Origin of the sequence: Pseudomonas sp. MB-090624 (genome assembly GCF_003205245.1) — a bacterium.
Classification (GTDB): Bacteria; Pseudomonadota; Gammaproteobacteria; order Pseudomonadales; family Pseudomonadaceae; genus Aquipseudomonas; species Aquipseudomonas juntendi.
The window spans coordinates 30,967-54,480 of the sequence record NZ_QJRK01000017.1 but is presented as its reverse complement, the minus strand read 5'-3'; the positions used below and the strand labels follow the sequence as shown (position 1 = coordinate 54,480).

Here is a 23,514-nt window from a genome sequence, read left to right as displayed (position 1 = left end):
ATGCCGCTGTTTCGCTATCAGGCCCAGGATGCCAAGGGCGCCCGCCAGCGCGGTACGCTGGAAGCCCCAGGGGCGCGTCAGGCTCGGCAAACCTTGCGCGAGCAAGGCTGGCAGGTGCTGAAACTGCGCCCCGTGCCGCGGTCACTGCTGGCGGGCGTGCTGAACCGCAGCGGTTTGAGCCTGGCCCGGCGCTCGCTGCTGACCCGCCAGCTGGCGACCCTGCTGCAGGCCGGGCTGCCGTTGACCGAAGCCTTGCAGGCGGTTGCCGAGCAAGGCACCCGGCGCCAGGAGCGGCAGGTGTTGCGCGGCGTGGCAGAGCGGGTTGCCGAAGGCCATGCCCTGGCCCAGGCGCTGGCCCATTACCCGCGGGCGTTCCCGGTCATCTACCGGGCCACCGTGGCCGCAGCGGAGCGCTCCGGGCGCTTGGCGGACGTGCTCGAACGTTTGGCCGCGCATGGCGAGGACGAGCAAGCCTTGCGGCAGAAAGTGCAGCTGGCCATGGTCTACCCGGTGATTCTGCTGGCCGTCTCGTTGCTGGTGGTGGGGTTTCTGCTGGGCTATGTCGTGCCTGATGTGGTGCAGGCATTCTCCCGCGACCAGGCGCGCCTGCCGTTGGCCACGCAAGTGCTGATTGCCCTGAGCGATGCCGCCAACCAGTACGGCCTGGCAGCGCTCACGCTGCTGCTGGCCGGCATTGCTCTGGGCGCGTGGGCCCTGCAACAACCGCCATGGCGTAGCCGGTGGCATGCCTTGGCACTGCGCCTGCCAGGTTATGGCGAATTCGCGCGGGCCAGCGAGGCGGCGCGGTTCATCAGCACCCTGGCGATCCTGGGGCGCAGCGGCGTGGCCTTGGTAGAAGCGATGAACATCGCTGCGGCGGTGATCGGCAACCTCACCCTGCGCGAGCGTCTGCTGCAGGCCGCCCGCGAGCTGGCCGAGGGCAGCGCCTTGGCCAGTTGCCTGACACGCAGCGACACCCTGCCACCGCTCATGCTGCACATGATCGCCAGCGGCGAACGCGCCGGTGAACTGGACACCATGCTTGAACGTGCCGCAGACCTCCAGGCCAGGCAACTGGCAGGGCGTATCGCGCTGCTGGTGAGCCTCTGCGAACCCCTGATGCTGCTGGTGATGGGGGGCATCGTGCTGTTCATCGTGCTGGCCATCCTGCTGCCGATCCTCAACCTCAACCAACTGGTCAACTGACATGTCCCTTCGTTCTACACGCCACGCGCAACGTGGCTTCACACTCATCGAAATCATGGTGGTGGTCATCATCCTGGGCGTGCTTGGCGCGCTGGTGCTGCCCAACGTGATGAGCCGTCCCGACCATGCCAAGCTGACCGCAGCCCGCACCGACCTGCAGTCGATCGCCACCGCGCTGGAAATCTATCGGCTGGACAACGGCCGTTATCCAACGTCCGCGCAGGGCCTGGACGCCTTGGTCACACGCCCCAGCGTGGCGCCATTGCCGCGCAACTGGAGTGCCCAGGGCTATCTGAAGCGTACGCCTACCGACCCTTGGGGCTCGCCTTACCAGTACGTGAACCCGGGCAGCCGTTCGAACCAGGGCTATGACCTTTACTCGCTGGGTGCCGACGGGCAGCCGGGCGGCGAACAGATGGATGCCGATATCGGTAACTGGTCTGAATGAAACGGCCCCGCGCGCAAGGCTTCACACTGCTGGAACTGTTGCTGGTCCTGCTGCTGCTGAGCATCGTCATGGGCATGGCGGGGCTCGGTATCGGGCGCGACCCGCAGCGCCTGGCCAGCCAGGAGGCCAACCTGTTCCTGCAACTGGTGCAACACGCACGGCAACAGGCTGTGCTGGAGGGCGTGGCGCTGGGTATCCGAATCGACCCGCAAGGCTATCAGCTGCTGAAGGCCCGCGGTGACAGCTGGGAGCCCGCGGGCCAGCAGCGCGATATTGGCCTGGACCTGCGCCTGCAGATCGATGGGCTGCCAGTGCCACCCGCCGTGCCTGGCAAGGCGCCGCAACTGGTGATGTACGGCAATGACGAGCACACGCCGTTTTCCCTGTATTTCGAGGCCGACACCGTGCGCCTGGTCTCCCTGTCGAGCGATGGCCTCAATGCCCCGCAGTTCCAGCCCTGAACGCGGCTTCACCCTGCTCGAGGTATTGGTCGCGCTGGCGATCTTCGCGGTGCTGGCCGTGGCGGTGAGCACGGCCAGCCAGCGCATACTGGTGCAGTCGCAGGGGTTGCAGGACCGTCTTTTTGCCAGCTGGGTCGCCGACAACCACCTGCTGGAAATGCGCCTGCAACCGGCCCTGGCGCCCGGCCAGCGCAGTGTGGAGGTGATGTTCGGCCAGCGTCGCTGGCTGCTGCAGGAAAGCCGCCGACGGCTGGGCGGGGCTGGCCTGCTGGAGGTTCAGGTGCGCGTGGGCCTTGCGGCCGATCGCCAGGTGTTGCACCAGGCCACCGGGTGGCAGGGGGGCAGCGATGCTTCACGCTAGGCCCCGCCAGCGCGGTTTTACCTTGATCGAACTGCTGCTGGCCATGGCCCTCTTTGCCTTGTTGGCGGTGGGCAGTGCGCGTGTGCTGGATGTGGTCATGCGGGCCGAGCGTGCGCGCCAGGCCCAGGCCGAGCAGTTGCATGCGCTGGGCAGGGCCATGAGCCTGATCCAGCGCGATGCCTTGCAAGGGTATCTGCCGGCGAGCCTGGGCAAGGGCGGTTACGGCATCCTGCTGAACGGCGACCGGGCCCAATGGCTGACCCGCGAACCCGACCATCAGGCGCTCAAGCGCAGCGCACTGAGGGTGGTCGAATACTGGCTCGCCGACGGCGTGCTGTGGCGCCAGCGGCGCACCCAGGGGCAGGGCCAGCCGCGCCCGCAGCGTTTGCTCGAAGGTGTGGGCGAACTGCAGTGGCGCCTGCATGTACCCGGTAGCGGCTGGCAGGCGCATTGGCCAATGGCCCAGCGCCGGGCCCTGCCACCGCAGGCGCTGGAGGTGACCCTGTCCACCCGGCGCTTGGCGCAGATTCGGCGGGTACTGCCGCTTGGCGGGGCCAGCCAGTGAAGCGGCAACGGCAGAAGGGGCTGGCGTTGATTACCGTGCTGCTGGTGATGGCGCTGCTGACGTTATTGGTAGCCGGCATGTTGCACAGCCATCGCCTGCTGCTTGGCGGTGTTGCCCAGCAGCTCGATGCCACGCGCCTGTTGCGCCTGGCGCAAGCCGGCGAACAACAGGCGCTTGCGAGCCTGCGGGGTGAGGTAGGGGAGATCCTGCAGGTGACCCACGGGCGGCAGGGCTGGGGCCAACCCCGTGTGTTGACCTTGGGCGAAGGCCGGGTGCAACTACAGCTGGAGGACCTCGCAGGGCGCTTCAACCTCGGCGCCCTGACCGCAGGTAAAACCCCCGACCCCTTGCTGCTCGAGCGTTGGCAGCGCCTGTGCCATGCACTGCAGGTGGCGCCGCCGGCCTTGGAGGCGCTGGCGGGCCAGCCACTGCTGGACCCTACCCAGTTGCGGGCCCTGCCGGGCGTCACTGCCGAGGTGATGGCGCGTTTGCAGCCTTGGGTAGTGGTGTTGCCCAAGGAGGCGCGGCTCAACATCAACACGGCCCCGGCACGCCTGTTGGCAGCACTGGCGGAGTTGTCGCCAGCGGTGGCCGCCGACCTGGTACGGCAACGCCCCGAGGCGGGCTACCCGACGGTGGAGCGTTTTCTGGCCTCTGCGCAATTGGAAGGCGTGGGCGTGAACAGGCGCGGGCTTGCCGTGACCAGCCGCTGGTTTCGCCTTGAGGTGCAGGCACAGCAGGCGGGGAGGCGCATGTACCTGTACAGCGATCTGGAGATCGACTTGAACACGCACCAGGTTCGTGTGGTGCGGCGTGTGTTTACTGCAATGCGGGAGCGAAGAGCAGATGAGTGAAACCTGGCTGTACCTATTGCCCGCGGGCGTTGCGGCGGGCGATGCGCAATGGCCGGTGTGGCTGCGAGCAGCCGATGGCAGCGTGCGCAAGACGCGTCTGGACGCGCTCGGGGCGACCCTGGCCGGCCCTGTGATCCTTGTCTTGCCGATGGAAATGCTCGGCAGTTGCGAAATCGGCCCCGTGCCAGGCAAGCGGCCGAAGCCTGAAGCATTGGCCTACGCCGCCGAAGAGCAGTTGGCAGCGGCGCTGGAATCGGTGCACCTGGTTTTTGCCGCAGCTGATATGCAAGGGCACCGCCGTGCGCTGGTGGTAGAGCGTCAGGTGCTGCGCAATGTTTTGACCCTGTTGCAAACGCTGGATATCGACCCGGTCGCGGTCCATGTCGATGCCGACCTGCTGGGTGGCGAGCAGCCCAGTGCACTGTGGCTTGACGGGCGCTGGCTGGTGGGCGGTCGAGGTGGGCCGTGGCTGGTCGCCACGCCCCAGGCAGCCGAAATCGTGGCACGGCAATTGCCGCCGATGGCCTGGCAGGCGGCCGCTGCCGATGGCGGGCAACCGCTGGTCAACCACAGGGTCGACAATGCCTTCCAGACCTTGCTGCAAGGGCGAGCCAAGGCGCTGAACCTGCGCCAGGGGCCATTCCGCCGTCAGCGCCTGGCGTTACCCTGGTCGGCGTTGGCGGGCGCAGTGCTGCTGGGCTTCGCCATGCTGTGCGTGGCCGATCATTGGCGTGTCGAGGGGCTGTTGCAGCGCGTGGCTCAACAGCATGCCGAAAACGTTCAGGCATTCCAGCGGTGGGCGCCCGGGCAGCCCGTCACCGGTGACCTGGCGGTGCGCGTCAGGGCGTTGCAGGCCGGTCCTTGTGCGACCACCCGCATGGAAGGCCTGGCGGCCGTCGCGCAGCCGCTGGTGGAAACCGGGAACATCACCCTCGAGCGGGCTGCGTTCAGCCCGGCGCAAGGGTGGCGTATGGATGTGCTGGCCCTAGGGTTCGATGACCTCGAGCGCTTGCGCCTGCTGGCCCCTGCCGTGCTGATGGACCAGGCCCGGCAGACCGCCCAAGGGGTGCGGGCAACCCTGACCTGGAGCGGGACTCGATGAAGCGCAGGTTTGAGCAGGCCCTTGTGCGCCAATGGCAAACGCTACCTGCCACTCGCCGGGCACTGCTCAGGGTCACGCTATGGGGTGTGGCCATGCTGGTGCTCTGGCAACTGGCCTGGGTGCCTGGCAAGCAGCGCTTGCTGCAGGCCGAGCTTGCCCATGGGCAGGCGCTGGAGCTGGCCGGGCAGTTGCAGCAGGTGGCGTCAGCGCCGGTCGGGGGGCGCGAAGCGGTGCGAGCACTGACGCCCGCCGCGCTCAATGAGCGTGCCTTGGCCGCCGGGTTGCGCATTATCGCGCTGCAGGCTCGGGCCACGCAGCTCGACGTCAGCCTCGAAGGCCAGCCCGCGGCAGTGCTGAGCTGGCTGCACACGCTGGAACGTGACGGCGCACAGCTGCGCAGTGTGCAGCTACAGGTGACTGGCGAGCAGTTGCAGGTGCAGCTGGCGCTGGAACTGGACGAAGCCTGGGGCGATTAAGATTGGATTCAGCCAGCTTCGGTAGGCTGTTCCCATCCAAACCGAAACAGGACCTGCCTCCATGAAAACCCGTTACCTTGCTCTGATCCTCGCCCCGCTGTTCAGCACTGCTGCCCTGGCTGCCGGCTATACCGGCCCGGGTGCGCAAGCAGTAACCACCGTGGCCGCTGCGAACGATGCCGCCGATGACACGCCGGTGGTGCTGCAGGGCTTCGTCACCAAGAAGATCAACAACGACGACAAATACGAATTCAAGGACAACACCGGCACCATCACCGTGGAAATCGATGATGAAGACCTGCCACCGACGCCATTCAACGACAAGACCAAGGTCAAGCTGACCGGTGAGGTGGAGAAACACCTGATGAGCCGTGAAGTGGATGTGGATATCGTCGAAATCATCAACTGATTCCCGGGCCAGTTCGCGGGCGTGCCCGCGAATGCCTCACCCTGACTTCGGTGGCAACTTGCTCAGGTGTAGCGCCACCAGCAACGCCACTGCCAGCAAGCTGCCTATGAACAGGCCGATGCCATTCCAGCCCCATTGGTGCCAGAACACCCCGCCCGCCGTACCGGCCACGCTCGAGCCGGCGTAATAGCTGAACAGGTACAGCGACGACGCCTGCCCCTTGGCTTTCAGCGCCCGCCGGCCGATCCAGCTACTGGCCACCGAGTGCGCGCCAAAGAAGCCGAAGGTGAACACCAGCATGCCCACGATCACCATGGCCAGTGGGCTGGCCAGGGTCATCAGCAAACCACACGCCATGACCACGATGCTGGCCCAGAACACCTTGCGTCGGCCCAGCTTGTCCGCCAAGGCGCCGACCTGCGCCGAGCTGTAGATGCCGGACAGGTACACCACCGACAGCAAGCCTACCAGTGCCTGGTTCATGTGGTAGGGCTCGGCCAGCAGGCGGTAGCCGATGTAGTTGAACAGGGTGACGAAGGCACCCATCAGCAGGAAGGCCTCCAGGAACAGCCAGGGCAGGCCGGCATCCTTGAAATGCATGACGAACCCGTCCAGCAGGCTGCGCGGGCTCATCGTTTGCGGGCGGAAATTGCGTGACTCCGGCAGCACCTTCCAGAACACCAGGGCGGCGCCCAGGGCCAGGCCGCCGATGGTCAGCATGGATGTGTGCCAGCTGACGAAGTCGATCAACACGCCAGTGATCAGCCGCCCGCTCATGCCGCCAATGGCGTTGCCGCCGATGTACAAGCCCATGGCCAGGCCAATGTGCTGGGGGTGGATCTCTTCGCTCAGGTAGGTCATGGCCACTGCTGCCAGGCCGCTCAGCGACAGGCCGACCAGCGCGCGGGTGGCCAGCACCAGTTCCCAGCTCGGCATCACCGCGCTGGCCAGGGTGGAGAGCGCGGCGCACACCAGGGCGAACACCATCACCGGCTTACGGCCGATGCGGTCCGAGATCGGGCCGGTGACAAGCAGGCCGAACGCCAGCATCGCGGTCGACACCGACAGCACCAGGCTGCTTTGTGCGGCGTTGATGGCGAATTCTTTAGACAGCAACGGCATCATCGGCTGTACGCAATACAGCAGGGCGAAGGTGGCGAAGCCGCCGCTGAACAGGGCCAGCACGGTCTTCATGAAGGCGGGGGTGCCTTTTTCGATCCACATGTCGGTCAAGGTGGCAGGTTCGAGTTCGATGGGCTGCGCGGCTACAGCAGTTTTCACGGCGGGTACCTCTGGTGCAATGAAAAAAGCATATAGCTGGCTAATGATTAGATCCAATATATTGTTCGACCTATTTAAGACGTTGTGCGACTTGTTTGGAGCGAACCATGGAACTGCGCCATCTGCGTTATTTCATTGCCGTGGCAGAAGAGCTGCACTTCGGCCGCGCCGCCCAGCAACTGGGCATTTCGCAACCGCCGCTGAGCCAGCAGATCCAGGCGCTGGAACAGGAGCTGGGGGCGCGCTTGTTCGAGCGCACCAATCGCCGGGTCGAGCTGAGCGAGGCAGGCCGGCTGTTCCTGGGCGAGGCGCGTCAGGTGCTGGCGCAGGTGGAGAAGGCGGCGGATGTGGCGCGGCGTGCACAACTGGGTGAATTGGGCGAGATGAAGATCGGCTTTACCTCCTCGGCCCCGTTCACATCGAAGATCCCCAAAGCCATTCATGCCTTTCGCCAGCGCTTCCCCGCAGTGCACCTGAACCTCAAGGAAATGAGCAGCCGCGATGTTGCCGAAGGGGTGTTCGATGAGTCCATCGAAGTCGGCCTGATGCGGCCAATGCCGCTGCCGGAAGGGTTGCTGGCCACCGAGCTGTTCCGCGAGCCACTGGTGGCGGTGATCAATGCCTCACACCCACTGGCCGAAGCCAGCGGGCAAGGCGTGCACATGGCGGCGCTGGCCCATGAGCCGTTCGTGTTCTTCCCGCGCAGCTATGGCAGCGGCTTGCATGCGCAGTTGCTGAGCCTGGCGCGGCAGGCCGGGTTCAGCCCGCATTTTGCCCAGGAGGCAGGGGAGGCTATGACCATCATCGGCCTGGTGTCGGCGGGGTTGGGGGTGTCGGTGCTGCCGGCCTCGTTCCAGCGCATGCGTATCGAAGGGGTGGTGTACCGCACCTTGCTCGACGAGGGGGCGATGACCGCGGTGTGGCTGGTGCAGCGCGAAGGCGGCGGGTCGGCCATGGCCGAGGCGTTTGCGCAGCTGCTTCAGGCGAATGGCACTGGCCATGGCGGCGACACCGCCACATACTCGGGCATTCGTTGAAACACGGAGGTCAACCATGCGGCGCGTGGTGTTCAATCAGAAAGGTGGCGTGGGCAAGTCGAGCATCGCCTGCAACCTGGCGGCGGTCAGTGCCAATGAAGGCTACCGGACCCTGCTGATCGACCTGGATGCCCAGGCCAACTCGACACAGTACCTCACCGGGCTGACGGGTGAGGATATCCCCATGGGTATCGCCGATTTCTTCAAGCAGAGCCTGTCCAGCGGGCCATTCAGCAAGAAGAACAGGGTGGATATCTATGAAACCCCGTTCGACAACCTGCATGTGGTGACTGCAACGCCTGAACTGGCCGACCTGCAGCCCAAGCTCGAGGCCAAGCACAAGATCAACAAGCTGCGTAAGCTGCTCGATGAGCTGGACGAGGATTACGAGCGGATCTATATCGACACCCCGCCGGCGCTTAATTTTTATGCGGTTTCGGCGCTGATCGCGGCTGACCGTGTGCTGATCCCCTTCGACTGCGACAGCTTTTCGCGCCAGGCCCTGTATGGCCTGCTGGCCGAAATTGAAGACCTCAAGGAAGACCATAACGAAGACCTCGTAGTCGAAGGCATCGTGGTCAACCAGTTCCAGTCGCGTGCCAGCCTGCCGCAGCAGATGCTCGACGAACTGCTGGCCGAAGGGCTGCCGGTGCTGCCGGTGTACCTTGGCAGCTCGGTGAAGATGCGTGAATCGCACCACGCCAGCCTGCCACTGATTCACCTGGAGCCCAGGCACAAGCTGACGCAGCAGTTTGTCGAGTTGCATGATTTGCTGGAGCGCAGCGAGTAGGTATCTAGCCCGCCTCCTTAGTGGGGTAACAAGTACCGGCGTGTGGTTGAGATGCAATACCGCGCCGGTATCGCCTGGGTGAAGTTCGTCGGTACGCACAAGCGCTATGACGAGATTGATGTGGAGACAATCTGTGAATATTAAGCCGATTCGTAACGAGGACGATCTTCGAGCAGCATTCCAGCGCCTCGAAGCCATTTTTCAGTCTGAAGCGGGCACGCCTGAGGCTGATGAAATGGAAGTGCTTGTGACACTGATCGAAGTGTACGAGAACAGGCACTATCCCATTCACCCCGCCAATCCCATCGAGGCTATCAAGTTTTGTATGGATCAGCAGGGGCTCACGCCAAGAGATCTTGAACCGTACATCGGTCCAAGCGGGCGAGTTTCGGAAGTACTGAGCGGGAAGCGCGGGCTGAGCCTTTCCATGATCAAGCGCCTGCATGATGGCCTTCGCATTCCCTATGAGTCGCTGCTGGCAAGCGCTTGAAAACTAAACCCCCTGGCTGCGCACCCACTCCAACAACGCCTGGAGTGGAAACGCCCCGGCCTGGCGGCTGACTTCGCGGCCGTTCTTGAACAGCAGCAGGCTGGGGATCGAGCGGATGCCCAGTTGCCCGGCCAGGTTGCGGTTGGCTTCGCTGTCGAGCTTGGCCAGGCGGCAGCGGCCGGCCAGTTGGCGGGCGGCTTGTTCGAAGGTGGGGGCGAACGATTTGCACGGGCCGCACCAGTCGGCCCAGACATCCACCAACAGCGGTAGGTCGCCTTTGATTTGGCTGGCGTAGCTGGCTTCGGTGAGTTCGAAAGGGGCGCTCAGCAGGACCTGCTGTTTGCAGCGGCCGCATTTCGGCGCGTCGCCCAGGCGCTCGGCAGGCAAGCGGTTGAGGCCGTTGCAGTGGGGGCAGGGGATGACCAGTGGTTCGGACATGTTGGTTCCTCGAGATTTTTGGGGCTGCTTTGCAGCCCATCGCGACACAAGGCCGCTCCCACAGGGGGAAGCGCCAATCAGGAAGAGCAGCTGATTTCCAGGTGCTTGCCCCATTCCGGTGGGCGCTCGGCGTAGGCCTGCATCCCGGGTTGCTCCTCGAAGGGGTTGCTCAGCACCTGGTGCAGCCGCCGCACTTCACTGTAATCCCCCGCTTCAGCTGCCTCGATGGCTTTCTGCGCCAGGTAGTTGCGCAGCACGTACAACGGGTTCACTGCATGCATGCGTTCGCGGCGCCCCTCGGCATTACCGGCTTCACGCTCGCAGCGGGCCAGGTATTCGGCGCCCCAGGCATCGAAGCCGGCCAGGTCGATGAAGTCATTGCGTACCACCTTCAACGCTTCGGCCACCGGTTGCTCGCCCAGCCGGCGGAAGAACAGGTTGTAGTCCACACCACCGCGCTGCATGCACTGCAGCAGGCGCTCGACCAGCGCCATGTCGTCATCCTCGGCCGTGGTCAGGCCCAGGCGCCTGCGCATCAGGTCCAGGTAATGGGCCTGGTACAGTGGCAGGAACAGGCTCAACGCCTGCTTCAACGGCTCCACCTCGACCACCGTGGTCAGCGCCTGGGCCAGCGCGCTGAGGTTCCAGTGGGCGATGGGCACCTGGTTGGCGTAGCTGTAACGACCACGGTCGTCGGAGTGGTTGCAGATGAAATTGGCGTCGAAGTCGTCGAGGAAGGCATACGGGCCGAAGTCGAAGGTAATGCCGAGGATCGACATGTTGTCGGTATTCATGACCCCGTGGCAGAAGCCATAGGCCTGCCAGCGGGCGATCAGGTCGGCGTTGCGCTCGACGATGGTGCGGAACATCGCCAGGTAAGGCTGCTCGGCGGTGCCGCACTCGGCGTAGTGCTGTTGCAAGACGTGGTCGAGCAGCACCCGTTGCTGCTCAGGCTGCTTGGTGTAGTAGAAATACTCGAAATGACCGAAGCGTACGTGGCTCTGCGCCACGCGGGTGAGCATGGCCGCGCTTTCACGTGTTTCGCGCCATACCGGGGTGCTCGAGCCGATGACGCACAGCGCGCGGCTAGTGGGAATGTGCAGGGCGTGCAGGGCTTCGGAGGCGAGGAACTCGCGGATCGATGAGCGCAGCACGGCGCGGCCGTCGCCCATGCGCGAGTACGGCGTCTGGCCGGCCCCCTTGAGGTGCAGGTCCCAGTGCTGATTGGCGTCGTTCAGGACCTCGGCCAGCAACAGGCCGCGGCCATCGCCCAGGCGCGGGTTGTACGAGCCGAATTGGTGGCCGGAGTACACCATCGCCCTTGGGTCGGCCTGGTCCCACAGCTTGTGGCCGCTGAACAGTTCGGCGAACAGAGGCAGTTCGGCCTGGGCCGGGTCGAGGTTCAGCAGCGCCATGGCCGACTCGCTCGCCACCACCAGGCGGGGCTCGGCGATGGGCTCGGGCAGCACCTGGGTAGAAAACGCATCGCCCAGGCGGGCGAAGCGGTTGTCGAAAGTGAGTTGGTCGAGGGCTTTCACGGGCTGCTCCTGGAAGTCGGTGCCATTGGGGCCGCTTTGCGGGGCCCAGCTGTGGGGGCTGGCTTGCCGGCGATCGAGGGCCAAGCCCTCGCAGGCATTCTGGGCGTTCATGCCCTATGGCGTCCACTCACACAGGTTGGGTGCCATCGGGTTTGGGCTGCTCCATCGGTATCAGCTGCTGCTTGCCGCCGGCTGCGTCCATCAGGAACACCTCGACCTGGCGTACCGAGATCTTGATGTCGTGCGCCTTGAACTCGCGGCTGATGAAGCGGTTGAGTTCATCCAGCGTCGGGTTGCGGTCACCCAGGTCGCGCACGTGCATGCGCAGTTCGTGGTCCAGCGAGCTTTCGCCGAAGTTGAGGAAGTACACGATCGGTTCCGGGTCCTTGAGCACCCGTGGGTTTTCATGCGCGCCCTTGAGCAGCAGCTCGCGCACCAGGTCGAGGTCGGAGCCATAGTCGATGCCCAGCTTCAGCGTGACCCGGGTGACCGTGTCGGTCAGCGACCAGTTGATCAGTTGGCCGGTGATGAAGGTCTTGTTGGGGACGATGATGTCCTTGCGGTCGAAGTCGGTGATGGTGGTGGCGCGGATGCGGATCTTGCTCACCGTGCCCGACAGGTTGCCGATGGTGATGGTGTCGCCGATGCGTACCGGGCGCTCGAACAGGATCATGATGCCGGAGATGAAGTTGGCGAAGATTTCCTGCATGCCGAAGCCCAGGCCCACCGACAGCGCCGCCACCAGCCATTGCAGCTTGTCCCAGCTGACCCCCAGGGTCGACAGGGTGCTGACGATACCCACGCCGACGATGGTGTACGACAACAGGGTGGTGGTGGCGTAGGCGCTGCCCTGGGCAAGGTTCAGGCGTGACAGCACCAGCACCTCCAGCAGGCCTGGCAGGTTGCCGGCCAGGGCGAAGGTGATACCGACGATCACCAGTGCCCCCAACAGGTCGCCCAGGCTGATGGGCACCATGCTGGCAGCGGCGCCGGTGCCGCTGGTGTATTCGTACAGCACGAAGTTGTTGAGGTAGGCGAACACCGAGAGCAGGTCGGCCCATACCCAGTACAGGCCAGCGATGAAACCGCCCAGCAGGGCCAGGCGGATCAGGCGCAGCGATTGCTGGTTGACCTGCTCGATGTCCAGGGTCGGCTCTTCGACCACCACTTCGCCGTCCAGCCCTTCCTTGGCCGCCGCGCGCTTGCTCAGTGCCCGTTGGTAGGCCAGGCGGCGGGCCGCAACCGACAGGCCGCGCACGAAGGCGGCCTCGATCACCAGCCAGAACAGCAGCAGGTAGAGGGTGTAGATCAGCCGGTCGGTGAGTTTCAGGGCGGTGTAGTAGTAGCCGAAGCACACCGCGACGAACAGGGCGATAGGCAGCGCAGTGAACGCCACGCCGACCGCCTTGCGGAACAGCGAAGTGTCACGGTGCGCCGGGCTGCTGAGCAGCAGGCGGCTGAGCAGCCAGGCCATCAGCGCATAGCAGGCCAGCACCACGCCAATACCCAGTACATCGTCGGCCAGCGCCGACGGCTGGTGCTCGGCCACCGCCACTACCCCGACCAGGGCCAGCACCACGGTGCCCAGGCGGCGTACCCAGCCCCGCAGGAACTCGACCTGGGGTTTGTACCAGCGGAAATGCACTTCCGCCACGCCGCCGGGTGCAAGGATGCGGTAGGCGGTATAGAACACCAGCCACGCCTGGGCCAGTTGCCACAGGGCCGCGCCGAGGTTGGCGTTCTGCCCGCGGGCGTCGATTTGCAGGGCATAGCTGCACAACGCCAGGACAAGGCTGACCGGCATCGCCAGCAGGATATTGATAAGAATCGCCTGTGGCGTATGCCACTGGCTGTCGCGGCGGAAATGGCCAATGTCCTGGTGCACCTTGCCCAGCCGTTGGTACAGGTACTTGCGCCGCCATAACAGAGCGCCGATCACCAGCAACAGCGGCAGGAACAGCAGCGGCCGGTGGCTGAGGCCGTCGGTCAGCTCGCTCAGGCTGGAGGCCCACGGCAGGTTGGCGACCTGGTCGGCCAGCCGTTGCGGCACGGTGCGCAGCCAGTCCCAGTCCAGGGGCTTGTTGCTGGGGATCCAGAACATCTGTTCGTCGAGGGTGGTGCGCAGGCTCTGGGCAGTGCCCAGCAATTGTTTCTGGTTGAGCTGCAGGGTGATCGATTCGTTGAGCAGCGCCGAAAGCTCGCGGTTCAGCCGCTCCAGCAGGTCGCTGCGGGTGATCGCCAGCTCCAGCAGGGCCTTGCGCAGCTGCGGGGTTACCTGTTCCTGCGGTTGGGCTGCCAGCAGCTTGTCGACATAGGTCACCGGGCTGCTCATCACCTCGCGCTGCTGGCTGACCTCGAACTGGTACAGGCGGGTGTCGGCGATCTGGTCGGCCAGGTCACGGTCGAGTTTCAGGTGTGGCAGGGTCTGTTTCTGTTTGTAGAGGATCTTGGACAGCAGCAGGCTGCCCTTGAGCACGTTGATCTGCTCGTCCAGCGCCTGGTCGGCTTGGGTCAGGCTGTCCAGTTGCTGCTTGGTGCGCAGGTTCTGCTGGGTCAGCTCATTGAGGCGGTCGGTGCTTTTGAGCAGGTAGTCGGACAGCTTCAGGTTAGCTGCGCTTTCGGTGGCCAGCAGGCTGCTGCCGCCCGCCTTCTGCGCCTCGATCGATTGCTGGGTGACCGTTTCCTGGGACTGGGCCAGGCGCTTGTCGTTGATCAGCGTCTGCAGGTCCTGGATTTCCTGCTCAAGGCGCGCGGCACGCTCGATCAGCAGGTCATGGCGGGCGTTGCCAAGGTCCTGCAGCACGCTGTTGCCGGCCAGTTCCTGGCGGCGCAGCAGGGTCAGCGCGTTGAGCGAAGCCAGTTCTGCGTTCAGCTGGTTGCGCTGGTCGGCGTTGATCGACTTGCCACCGTCCTTGCCGGTCTTGAGGATGGTGTTGATCTGCTGGGCGCGGGTCTGGTTGCTGCTGATTTCGGCCTGGGCACGTTCGGGGCGGGTCTGCGAGTTGATGATCAGGCTGTTGGCGTCGGACAGCGACTTCTGCAGCTCGCCCTGCTGGGTGTTGCGCTCGCTGAGCATTTGTTCGAGCTGCTGCACGTTGAGGTTGGCATAGCGCTGGGCAACCGGCTGAACCTTGGTTTGCTTGAGCCGGGCCAGCTCTTTCTGGCTGTCGTCGGTTTCCTTGGGTGCGGCACTGAGTTGCTGCTTGAGGGCGGCCAGCTTCTTCTCGTTGTCGTCCTTGCTGGCCAGCAGGCTCAGGGTCTGTTCCAGAACCTGCTGCAAGGCCTTCTGGTCGGCCTCGGGCAGCTTGCGCTCGGCAATCTTGTCGAGGCTGTTCTGAATGCTGGCAGCCGTTGGCGGCTCTGCCGCGGTGGCCGCGAAGGAAAGGGACAGGCACAGCCCGAGCAGGGCTGTGCGAAGGTATGCGCGCAGGGACATAGGCAGACTACTTGTGGATCCGGCAGAAACGAAGTTTAGAGGAACAATCCTGGTCCGGGTCGCGTTCCTTCGGGGAATCTGACGCCCACTTTCTGGATCTTGTTCCCGACCATGGTCGCCACGGTCCAGATCGTGCCGTGCCATTCCACCTGGTCACCTACTACTGGAGCGCCTCCGACCTTCTGTCGGATGAACTGCGCCAGCGGCATTTTCGCGTCCAGGCCATCGAGTTTCAGGCCATACAGTGCGGCCACCGCACCCAGTTCGGCATCGCCTTCGAGAACGAAGTCGCCGAAGAAGCGCAGGTCCAGGCCACGCTGCGGCGCTTGGCTGAACAGTTTGCCCAGCGCCGGCAGGTTGTGTTCGTGGCCGATCACGCAGAGCATGTCGTCGACCTCCAGCACGGTGCTGCCAGAGGGGTGCAGCAACTGCTCGCCGCGGAACAGGGCGGCGATGCGTGTGCCTTCCGGCATCTTCAGCTCGCGCAGGGCGGCGCCGATGCACCACTTCTCCTTGCCCAGGCGGTAGACGAACATTTCCCACTCGCTGGTGATGTGCACCTCCAGCGCAGAGCGGGAGATGGGCGCCGGATCCGGTGGTACCGTCACTTTCAGCAGCTTGGCCATCCACGGCAGGCTGGTGCCCTGCACCAGCAGCGACACCAGCACGATGAAGAAAGCCAGGTTGAAGAACAGCTGGGCGTCCGGCAGGCCGGCCATCAGCGGGAACACCGCGAGAATGATCGGCACCGCGCCGCGCAGGCCAACCCACGAGATGAAGCCTTTTTCGCGGCCGTGGAAGGCCTTGAACGGCAGCAATGCCGCCACCACCGACAGAGGCCGCGCCACCAGGATCATCCACAACGCCAGGCCCAGTGCCGGCAGGGCAATGGGCAGCAGGTCGTGCGGTGTCACCAGCAGCCCCAGTACCAGGAACATGCCGATCTGCGCCAGCCAGGCCATGCCGTCGAGCATGTGCAGGATGCCATGGCGGCTGCGAATCGGCTTGTTGCCCAGCACCAGGCCGCACAGGTACACAGCCAGGAAGCCGCTGCCGTGCAGGGCGTTGGTCAGCGAGAACACCACCAGGCCACCGGCCACCACCAGAATGGGGTAGAGGCCACCGGCCAGGTTGATCCGGTTGACCAGTTGCAGCATCAGCCAGCCGCCGCCCAGGCCCAGCAACCCGCCGATGCCGAACTCGCGCAGCAGGTGGGTGAGCAGGCTCCAGTGCAGGCCGGTCTGGCCGCTGGCAATCATGTCGATCAGCGTAACTGTCAGGAAGACCGCCATCGGGTCGTTGCTGCCCGACTCGATCTCCAGGGTGGCGGTGACCCGTTCGTTCAGGCCCTTGCCGCCCAGCAGCGAAAACACCGCTGCGGCGTCGGTGGAGCCGACGATGGCGCCGATCAGCAAGCCCTGGATCAGGCTCAGGTTGAACAGCCAGGCAGCAACCAGGCCGGTCAGGGCTGTGGTGATCATGACCCCGACCGTGGCCAGCGACAGTGCCGGCCATAGCGCTACGCGAAAGCTCGCCACCCGTGTGCGCAGGCCGCCGTCGAGCAGGATCACCGCCAGGGCGAGGTTGCCCACCAGGTAGGCGGTCGGGTAGTTGTTGAAGATGATGCCGCCACCATCGACACCGGCGACCATGCCCACGGCGAGAATGATGACCAGAATAGGGATGCCCAGGCGCGACGACAGCGAACTGACCAGAATACTCGCGCCCACCAGTAATGCGCCGATCAGGAACAGGCTGTTGATGGTGCTGGCATCCAAAGGCAGGTACTCCGGGATAACGCTGGAAAGGGGAATGACTGGCAAGTCGCGTGCCAATCGATTCTAACCTGATGAATTGGCAGCATGTAAAGCGTTTCTGCAGATGTGCAAAAGGCACCGCGGTGGGTGCCTTTTGTCATGTTGCCGGTGCTCAACCTGTGGCAGGCGGCTTGCCGGCGATGCGGCCGGTGCAGGCTTACGCCTGCTTCACTTCACGCATCGGCTTGCCTTTGACCGGGGCATCACCAGCCACGTAGTACTCGGCGGTGCTGCGTGGCAACGGCTTGCGACCACGGATCTTGTCCGAGATTTTCTCGGCGATCATGATCGTGGTGGCGTTGAGGTTGCCGGTGATGATCAACGGCATGATCGACGCATCCACTACGCGCAGGCCCTGCATGCCGTGCACACGGCCTTCGCCATCGACCACCGCCATGTCGTCGGTGCCCATCTTGCACGAGCAGGACGGGTGGAAGGCGGTTTCGGCGTGCTCGCGGATGAACTTGTCCAGCTCTTCATCGGTTTGCACATGCGCGCCGGGGCTGATTTCGCGGCCACGGTACGGGTCCAGTGCCGGCTGGGCCATGATTTCGCGGGTCAGGCGGATGCCGTCACGGAATTCCTGCCAGTCCTGCTCGGAGGACATGTAGTTGAACAGGATGCTCGGGTGCTGGCGCGGGTCTTTCGACTTGGCCTGGATGCGGCCGCGGGACGGGGAGCGCATCGAACCCATGTGCGCCTGGAAGCCATGCTCCTTCACGCCATTGGAACCGTTGTAATTGATCGCCACCGGCAGGAAGTGGTACTGGATGTTCGGCCACTTGAATTCCGGGCGGCTGCGAATGAAACCGCCAGCCTCGAACTGGTTGCTGGCGCCGATGCCGGTGCCGTTGAACAGCCACTCGGCACCAATGGCCGGCTGGTTCCACCACAGCAGCGACGGGTACAGCGACACCGGCTGGGTGCAGGCGTACTGCAGGTAAAGCTCCAGGTGGTCCTGCAGGTTTTCACCCACGCCCGGCAGGTCGTGCACCACCGGAATGTCGAGGCTTTCCAGCAGGGCACGCGGGCCAACGCCGGAACGCTGCAGCAGCTGCGGCGAAGCGATGGCGCCGGAGCTGACGATCACTTCCTTGCGGGCACGGGCTTCTACGCGCTCTTCGCTGTCGCCCACCAGGTAGGTAACGCCAACCGCGCGCTTTCCTTCGAACAGCACGCGGTCGCTGAGGGCGTGGGTCACGATGGTCAGGTTCGGGCGTTTCTTGGCCTGGTCCAGGTAGCCACGGGCGGTGCTGGAGCGACGGCCGTTCTTGGTCACCGAACGGTCCATCGGGCCAAAGCCTTCCTGCTGGTAGCCGTTGAGGTCTTCGGTACGCGGGTAACCGGCTTGTACACCGGCTTCGACCATTGCGTTGAACAGCGGGTTGTTGCCTGCTTTGGGCGTGGCGACGCTGAGCGGGCCGTCACCGCCGTGGTAGTCGTTAGGGCCGATGTCGCGGGTTTCGGCCTTGCGGAAGTACGGCAGGCAGTCGAGGTAGGTCCAGTCTTCCAGGCCTGGCAGTTCTGCCCAGCCGTCGAAGTCCATGGCGTTGCCGCGGATGTAGCACATGCCGTTGATCAGCGACGAACCACCCAGGCCCTTGCCGCGGCCACACTCCATGCGGCGGCCGTCCATGAACGGCTCCGGGTCGGTCTCGTAGGCCCAGTTGTAGCGGCGGCCTTGCAGCGGGAAGGCCAGGGCTGCTGGCATCTGGGTGCGGAAGTCGAAGCGGTAGTCAGGGCCGCCGGCTTCCAGCAGCAGTACGGTGACGCCGGCATCTTCGGTCAGGCGGGTGGCCAGTGTGTTACCGGCGGAGCCGGCACCGACGATGATGTAATCGTATTCCATGGCATTTCTCCGAAATGCAGCGGCAAGCTTCTAGCTACAAGCTGCAAGAAAAAGCAGCTGGGCGAAGCTTGCGAATGGATGGTATCTGCAAGGGCCGGCGGTCTGACGCCGACCGGCTCTTTCTTGCAGCTTGAAGCTTGCGGCTTGCAACTGTCGGTCAGAAGACCGAGTTGTAGCCGCCCAGTTCGACCTGAACCGACTTGATACGGGTGTATTGGGCCAGCGAGCTGACGCCGTTTTCACGGCCTACGCCCGACTGCTTGTAGCCACCGACCGGCATCTCGGCCGGCGATTCACCCCAGGCGTTGATCCAGCAGATACCGGCTTCGAGCTTGTGGATGATGCGGTGGGCGCGGGTGATGTCGTTGGTGCAGACACCGGCGGCCAGGCCGTAGTCGGTGTCGTTGGCGCGGCGGATCACTTCTTCCTCGGTTTCATAGGTGAGGATGCTCATCACCGGGCCGAAGATCTCTTCCTTGACGATGGTCATGTCGTCGCTGCAGTCGGTGAACACGGTCGGGGCCACGAAGGCGCCTTTGGCGAACTCACCGGTGGTCAGACGCTCGCCGCCGCACAGCAGGCGGGCACCTTCCTCTTTGCCCTTGGCGATGTAGCCCAGCACGCTTTCCATGTGCTGGAAGCTGACCAGCGGGCCGAAGTTGGTGTTTTCGTCTTCCGGGTTGCCAACGCGGATGCGCGCAACGCGCTCGGCGATCTTGGCTTCGAAGGCAGCCTTCATTTCAGCCGGGATGAACACGCGGGTACCGTTGGTGCATACCTGGCCCGAGCTGTAGAAGTTGGCCATCATGGCGATGTCGGCGGCCTTGTCCAGGTCGGCATCGGCGCAGATGATCAGCGGCGACTTGCCGCCCAGTTCCATGGTGACCTCCTTGAGCGACGAGCTCGAGGCGCTGGCCATGACCTTCTTGCCGGTGGTGGTGCCGCCGGTGAAGGAGACCTTTTCGATGCGGGGGTGCTCGGTCAGCCAGGTACCGACTTCACGGCCGCTGCCGGTCAGCACGTTGAACACGCCATTGGGCAGGCCGGCTTCGGTGTAGATCTCGGCCAGTTTGAGGGTGGTCAGCGACGTGACTTCCGATGGCTTGAAGATCATCGCGTTGCCAGCGGCCAGGGCCGGGGCGGATTTCCACAGGGCGATCTGGATCGGGTAGTTCCAGGCACCGATACCTACGGTCACGCCCAGCGGCTCGCGGCGGGTGTAGACGAAGGACGACTCACGCAGCGGGATCTGCTCGCCCTCGATGGCCGGTACCAGGCCTGCGTAGTACTCCAGCACATCGGCGCCGGTGACGATGTCGACGTAGCGGGTTTCCGAGTACGACTTGCCGGTGTCCAGGGTTTCCAGCATGGCCAGCTCGTCGTTGCGCTCACGCAGGATGTCGACGGCGCGGCGCAGGATGCGCGAGCGCTGCATGGCGGTCATCGCAGCCCAGACTTTCTGGCCACGCTCGGCGCTTTCGACGGCTTTCTCGACGTCAGCCTCGGTCGCACGCTGCACGTGGGCAAGGACTTCGCCGGTAGCCGGGTTGATGGCTTCGAAAGTGGCATCGCTGCCAGCGTCGACGTAAGCGCCATCAATGTAGAGTTTTTGCGTTCCGAAACGGGCCATAGTGTCCTCGCAAGTGCAGTGTGTGGTTTGGCTTTGCGTCACGCTCCTGCCGGGTGGGCAAGGGCCGTGCGCGCTTGTTCAGCAGCCGGGTCGTTGGTGCCCAGGGTGTGCTGCTTAGCCAGTTGTAGATCCATGTATTCGTAAGCAATCCGTACTGCCTGGCCAGTGTCGAATGCATCACCCGACAAGGCACCGCGCAGCCACAGACCGTCGATCAGGGCTGCCAGGCCACGGGCGGCCTTGCGCGCATGGTAAAGCGGCAAGGCACGGCGAAACTGGCAACACAGGTTGGAGTACAAACGGTGGTCGTTGATCCGTTGCAACCTGTGCAAATCGGGCTGGTGCATGCTGGAAGCCCAAAAGGCCAACCAGGTTTTCATCGCCGGGCCGTTCACCTGGCTGGCATCGAAGTTGCCCTCGATGATCACTTTCAGGTGAGCGCGCGGGCTGTCGTCCGTCAGGGCCTGGCGACGTGCTCGAACGCCTTCGTTGAGCATATTCATGATGTAACCCATCGTCGCTGCTATCAGGCCGTTCTTGTCCCGAAAGTAGTGACTGATGATGCCGTTCGACACCCCGGCCAAACGGGCAATCAGCGCAATGCTGGCGTCCCCCAGGCCGACCTGGTCGACAGCCTGCAACGTGGCTTCGATCAACTGCTGGCGGCGGATGGGTTGCATACCGACCTTGGGCATCTTGCTATCTCCTCAGGCCTGCGAGCAGGCGACAGGCGGCTGACTCGGCGAAGACCAGTCTATTTTGTTTTGATTGAACGTTCAATCAATAAAGAATAAGCTCTGCGACAATTTGTGCCATTGACAGTCTTTCAGGTCGTCGAGCAGGCACGAATTGACACCCCAGGAAATCGCGTAACCCCCGTAATACAAGGCGTTGACGGGCATCAGCGATGCGAAATACAGATTCTGCCACGTGGCCCCGGCCCTGCGGCGGGCCCTTGGAGCGGGCGGGGTGATCTGTGACGAATGCGCGCACCCAGCGGGTAAAGCGTGGCATTTGCAGCAGACCACCTGTCTGTTTTTTGCAACGTATCGATTCGGGATCACGGTTTCCAGGGTGCTTTTATAACACCTGATGCAGTGGGGATATTCCACCAATTGCTCGGGAAAGAATGATTAGCCTCCACAGCCGCACTGCCCGGAGCATTCGTGCAATGAGTTCTGCCTCACTTACCAAGCCCCCCGCCGAGAGGGTACGGGTCAACCGCGTGGTGTTCTTCACCTCGGCGCTGATGATCCTTGTTCTGACTGCCTTGCTGATCGCTGTACCCGAAACTGCCGGCCAGGTGCTGGGCGTGGCCCAGAAGTGGCTGACGCGCACCTTTGGCTGGTACTACATGCTGGTGATCTGCGGTTACCTGCTGTTCGTCGTCTACCTGGCCTTCTCCGATTACGGCAGCCTCAAGCTCGGCGGCAAGGACGACCAGCCCGACTTCAGCTATGGCGCCTGGGCCGGCATGCTGTTCTCTTCGGGCATCGGTATTTCGCTGCTGTACTTTGGCGCCTCCGAGCCCCTGGACCACTACTTCAACCCACCGGAGGGCACCCCGGCAAGCCTGGAAGCCGCGCGCCAGGGCCTGCAGCTGACCTTCCTGCACTGGGGCCTGCATGGCTGGGCGATCTATGCGCTGGTCGGCCTGGCCGTGGGCTACTTCGCCTACCGGCATAACCAGCCGCTGGCGCTGCGCTCGGCGTTGTACCCCCTGGTCGGCGAACGTTGGGTCAAGGGTGCCGCCGGCAATGCCGTGGACATCTTCGGCATGTTCGTCACCCTGTTGGGCCTGGTCACCAACCTGGGCATCGGTGCCATGCAGGTGTCGTCCGGGCTGGAGTACCTGTTCGGCATGGACCACAGCAAGACCAACCTGCTGGTGGTGATCCTGGTGATGGCTGGCGTAGCTACCGTGGCGGCGGTTTCGGGTGTGGAAAACGGCATTCGCCGCCTGTCCAACCTGAACATCATGCTGTTCAGCGGCTTGCTGATCTTCGTCCTGCTGGGCGGCGAAACCCTGCACCTGCTGAACGGCTTCGTGCAGAACGTAGGCGATTACCTCAACGGTATCGTGCTGAAAACCTTCGACCTGTACGTGTATGAGGGCGAGGCTGGCAAGTCCGAACGCTGGTTGGGCCTGTGGACCGTGTTCTACTGGGCCTGGTGGATTTCCTGGGGCCCGTTCGTAGGCATGTTCATCGCCCGTATTTCCAAAGGCCGCACGGTGCGCCAGCTGGTCATGGGTGTGCTGCTGATCCCGCTGGGCTTCACCTTGGCCTGGTTGTCGATCTTCGGTAACACCGCGCTGGACCTGGTGATCAACCAGGGCGCGGTCGAGTTGGGCAAGACTGCGCTGGAACAACCCTCGATGTCGATCTACCAACTGCTGGAATACTTCCCGGCAGCCAAGCTCGTGATCGGGGTGGCGGTGTTCGTCGGCTTCGTGCTGTTCCTGACCCCGGCCGATTCCGGTGCGGTGATGATGGCCAACCTGTCCTGCAAAGGCGGCAAGGTCGACGAGGATGCCCCGCACTGGATGGTGGTGTTCTGGTCGGTGGTGATCACCCTGGTGACCATCGGTTTGCTGTTCGCCGGTAATTTTGAGGCCATGCAAACCATGGTCGTGCTGGCGGGCCTGCCGTTCTCGGTGGTGCTGGTGCTGTTCATGTTCGGCCTGTACAAGGCCATGAAACAGGACGTGGCGGTAGAGCAGGAGCGCGCCGAACTGGCTGCCCGTGGTCGACGCGGGTTCAGTGAGCGGCTGACCCAGCTGGAGCTGCAGCCGACCCAGGCCGTGGTGCAGCGCTTCATGGACAAGCAGGTCAGCCCGGCCCTGAAAGAGGCTGCTGCCCAGTTGCAGACCCTGGGCTTCGACGTGGAGTCCCGTGTTGGCCAGGCGCGCGACATGATGGGCCTGCGGGTGATGATGGAAGAGGGTAACCCGTTCGTCTACGAAGTGAGCCTGGACGGCTACCTGGCGGCACCGAGCGAGGCGCCGGTGGAAGGCGAGCCGGAAGTCCGTCAACGCTTCTACCGTGCCGAGGTGTACCTGCACGACGGCAGCCAGGAGTACGACCTGATGGGCTTTGCGCCCGAGCAGATCGTGCGTGACGTGCTGGACCAGTTCGAAAGCCATCGCCAGTTGCTGGGGCGAGTGTACAGCTGACGCTGCTGCAATGAAGAAAAGGCCTTGCCCACCGTGCAAGGCCTTTTTTTTGAGCAATATGTAGCGCGGGTATCGCACCTGAATACCGCAGCCTGCGGTTTTTTCAGCGGAGGCACCCAGCATGACGAGTTACAAGATACCCCCCTTCGAT

At 64.0% G+C, this 23,514-nt stretch carries 22 protein-coding genes; 14 read left to right on the top strand and 8 right to left on the bottom strand.

What is annotated here, in order from left to right; all coding sequences use genetic code 11:
- From gspF to DMX12_RS11410, 9 genes are all read left to right on the top strand, one after another.
- Entirely contained in the window at positions 1-1,206 is a 1,206-nt protein-coding gene (gene gspF, locus DMX12_RS11450; protein WP_110677622.1) for a type II secretion system inner membrane protein GspF, read from the top strand.
- Between the two features lies 1 nt (position 1,207).
- Positions 1,208-1,654 (top strand): type II secretion system major pseudopilin GspG, encoded by a 447-nt coding sequence (gene gspG / locus DMX12_RS11445; RefSeq protein WP_054912252.1) that lies wholly within the window; start codon positions 1,208-1,210, stop codon positions 1,652-1,654.
- Positions 1,651-2,115, top strand: a complete 465-nt coding sequence (gene gspH, locus DMX12_RS11440; RefSeq protein WP_054904614.1) for a type II secretion system minor pseudopilin GspH — start codon at positions 1,651-1,653, stop codon at positions 2,113-2,115. The genes gspG and gspH overlap by 4 nt, the downstream gene beginning before the upstream one ends.
- Positions 2,093-2,476, top strand: a complete 384-nt coding sequence (gene gspI / locus DMX12_RS11435; protein WP_110677620.1) for a type II secretion system minor pseudopilin GspI — start codon at positions 2,093-2,095, stop codon at positions 2,474-2,476. The genes gspH and gspI overlap by 23 nt, the downstream gene beginning before the upstream one ends.
- Entirely contained in the window at positions 2,463-3,041 is a 579-nt protein-coding gene (gspJ, locus tag DMX12_RS11430; protein ID WP_110677618.1) for a type II secretion system minor pseudopilin GspJ, read from the top strand. The genes gspI and gspJ overlap by 14 nt, the downstream gene beginning before the upstream one ends.
- Entirely contained in the window at positions 3,038-3,895 is an 858-nt protein-coding gene (locus DMX12_RS11425) for a general secretion pathway protein GspK (protein WP_110677616.1), read from the top strand. The genes gspJ and DMX12_RS11425 overlap by 4 nt, the downstream gene beginning before the upstream one ends.
- Entirely contained in the window at positions 3,888-4,997 is a 1,110-nt protein-coding gene (gspL, locus tag DMX12_RS11420) for a type II secretion system protein GspL (protein WP_110677614.1), read from the top strand. Before DMX12_RS11425 ends, gspL begins: the two co-directional genes overlap by 8 nt.
- Entirely contained in the window at positions 4,994-5,473 is a 480-nt protein-coding gene (locus DMX12_RS11415; protein ID WP_110677612.1) for a hypothetical protein, read from the top strand. Before gspL ends, DMX12_RS11415 begins: the two co-directional genes overlap by 4 nt.
- Positions 5,474-5,534: 61 nt before the next feature.
- Entirely contained in the window at positions 5,535-5,882 is a 348-nt protein-coding gene (locus tag DMX12_RS11410) for a YgiW/YdeI family stress tolerance OB fold protein (RefSeq protein WP_047149598.1), read from the top strand.
- Between the two features lie 36 nt (positions 5,883-5,918).
- On the opposite strand, the gene DMX12_RS11405 is transcribed toward DMX12_RS11410, so the two are convergent.
- Positions 5,919-7,163, bottom strand: coding sequence for an MFS transporter (locus DMX12_RS11405; RefSeq protein ID WP_110677610.1), 1,245 nt, complete (start codon positions 7,161-7,163; stop codon positions 5,919-5,921).
- Positions 7,164-7,270: 107 nt separating this feature from the next.
- On the opposite strand from DMX12_RS11405, the gene DMX12_RS11400 reads away from it, so the two are divergent.
- The 4 genes from DMX12_RS11400 to DMX12_RS11385 are packed head-to-tail and all read left to right on the top strand — an operon-like array spanning position 7,271 to position 9,480.
- Positions 7,271-8,200 carry a LysR family transcriptional regulator gene (locus DMX12_RS11400; protein WP_110677607.1) on the top strand — a complete coding sequence of 310 codons (930 nt, stop codon included), beginning with the start codon at positions 7,271-7,273 and terminating at the stop codon, positions 8,198-8,200.
- A gap of 16 nt (positions 8,201-8,216) precedes the next feature.
- Positions 8,217-8,990, top strand: a complete 774-nt coding sequence (locus tag DMX12_RS11395) for a ParA family protein (RefSeq protein WP_110677605.1) — start codon at positions 8,217-8,219, stop codon at positions 8,988-8,990.
- 51 nt (positions 8,991-9,041) lie between these two features.
- On the top strand, positions 9,042-9,134 hold the full coding sequence (locus tag DMX12_RS30295; RefSeq protein WP_232108561.1) for a type II toxin-antitoxin system HigB family toxin: 93 nt from the start codon (positions 9,042-9,044) through the stop codon (positions 9,132-9,134).
- Positions 9,124-9,480: a type II toxin-antitoxin system HigA family antitoxin gene (locus DMX12_RS11385; RefSeq protein WP_009684982.1), complete on the top strand. Its 357-nt coding sequence runs from the start codon at positions 9,124-9,126 to the stop codon at positions 9,478-9,480. Before DMX12_RS30295 ends, DMX12_RS11385 begins: the two co-directional genes overlap by 11 nt.
- A gap of 3 nt (positions 9,481-9,483) precedes the next feature.
- Here the strand turns inward: DMX12_RS11385 and trxC are convergent, their stop codons facing one another.
- The 7 genes from trxC to betI form a co-directional block, all read right to left on the bottom strand.
- Positions 9,484-9,918 (bottom strand): thioredoxin TrxC, encoded by a 435-nt coding sequence (gene trxC, locus DMX12_RS11380; protein ID WP_054904607.1) that lies wholly within the window; start codon positions 9,916-9,918, stop codon positions 9,484-9,486.
- Between the two features lie 77 nt (positions 9,919-9,995).
- The gene (selO, locus tag DMX12_RS11375; protein WP_110677665.1) at positions 9,996-11,456 is read right to left on the bottom strand and encodes a protein adenylyltransferase SelO; all 1,461 of its coding nucleotides are present in this window, start codon (positions 11,454-11,456) and stop codon (positions 9,996-9,998) included.
- 127 nt (positions 11,457-11,583) lie between these two features.
- Positions 11,584-14,892: a mechanosensitive channel MscK gene (mscK, locus tag DMX12_RS11370; protein WP_110677603.1), complete on the bottom strand. Its 3,309-nt coding sequence runs from the start codon at positions 14,890-14,892 to the stop codon at positions 11,584-11,586.
- A 35-nt stretch (positions 14,893-14,927) separates the two neighbouring features.
- A complete protein-coding gene (locus tag DMX12_RS11365) occupies positions 14,928-16,670 on the bottom strand; it encodes a potassium/proton antiporter (RefSeq protein WP_054912241.1) in 1,743 nt (580 codons plus the stop codon).
- Between the two features lie 196 nt (positions 16,671-16,866).
- Positions 16,867-18,558, bottom strand: coding sequence for a choline dehydrogenase (gene betA, locus DMX12_RS11360; RefSeq protein ID WP_054912240.1), 1,692 nt, complete (start codon positions 18,556-18,558; stop codon positions 16,867-16,869).
- A gap of 157 nt (positions 18,559-18,715) precedes the next feature.
- Positions 18,716-20,188: a betaine-aldehyde dehydrogenase gene (gene betB / locus DMX12_RS11355; protein ID WP_009684988.1), complete on the bottom strand. Its 1,473-nt coding sequence runs from the start codon at positions 20,186-20,188 to the stop codon at positions 18,716-18,718.
- A gap of 38 nt (positions 20,189-20,226) precedes the next feature.
- Positions 20,227-20,883, bottom strand: a complete 657-nt coding sequence (gene betI / locus DMX12_RS11350; protein WP_009684989.1) for a transcriptional regulator BetI — start codon at positions 20,881-20,883, stop codon at positions 20,227-20,229.
- Between the two features lie 533 nt (positions 20,884-21,416).
- Between betI and DMX12_RS11345 the strand changes: the two genes are divergently transcribed.
- The gene (locus tag DMX12_RS11345) at positions 21,417-23,363 is read left to right on the top strand and encodes a BCCT family transporter (RefSeq protein WP_223809683.1); all 1,947 of its coding nucleotides are present in this window, start codon (positions 21,417-21,419) and stop codon (positions 23,361-23,363) included.
- The last annotated feature ends 151 nt before the right edge of the window (positions 23,364-23,514 follow it).